The organism is Streptomyces sp. GbtcB6, assembly GCF_019091475.1.
Lineage (GTDB): Bacteria > Actinomycetota > Actinomycetes > Streptomycetales > Streptomycetaceae > Streptomyces > Streptomyces hyaluromycini.
Genome location: NZ_JAGXJL010000182.1, coordinates 1 through 692 on the forward strand (window position 1 = coordinate 1; position 692 = coordinate 692).

Genomic DNA, 692 nt, shown 5'->3' on the forward strand with positions numbered 1-692 from the left:
CTGGACTTCGTCAACACGGAGATCGGCGCCCTGACCGCCGAGATCCGCAAGCGGCACCTCTCCGGCAGCACCGCCGTCATCCTCTCCGCCAAGCACGGCCAGTCGCCCACCGACCCCGCCGCGCTCACCCGCGTCGACGACGGCCCGCTCCTTGACGGCCTCAACGCCGCCTGGAAGAAGCTCCACCCCGGCGCCGCCGACCTGGTGACGCACGCGGTGGACGACGACGCCATGCTGCTCTGGCTCTCCGACCGCTCCGCGGCCGCCACCGCCTTCGCCAAGAAGTACCTGCTCGCACAGAGCGGCACCGGCACCGACATCAACGCCGCGCCCAAGGCCTACACCCGCAGCGGGCTCAGCAAGGTCTACGCCGGCAAGGCCGCGGCCGACTACTTCCACGTCAAGGCCGGCGACGCCCGGGTCCCGGACCTCCTCGGTGTCGCGCAGTACGGCGTCGTCTACACCGGCGGCACCAAGAAGATCGCCGAGCACGGCGGCGGCCACTTTGACGACCTCGCGGTTCCGCTCGTCGTGTCCGGCGCCTCCGTCCCGGAGGGCGTCCGCGACTCCGCGAGCGTGCAGACCAAGCAGATCGCACCGACGATCCTGAACCTGCTCGGCCTCGACCCCCGCTCCCTGCAGGCCGTCCGCGCGGAGCACACCGCCGTGCTCCCGGTCGGCTGAACCAGGCG

The 692-nt window shown here is 72.0% G+C and carries 1 protein-coding gene; it reads left to right on the top strand.

Going from position 1 to position 692, the window contains the following annotated elements:
• Positions 1-684 (top strand): alkaline phosphatase family protein (locus KVT45_RS55085; RefSeq protein ID WP_217562662.1); only part of this gene is annotated, 684 nt, incomplete at its 5' end.
• Positions 685-692: the final 8 nt, after the last annotated feature.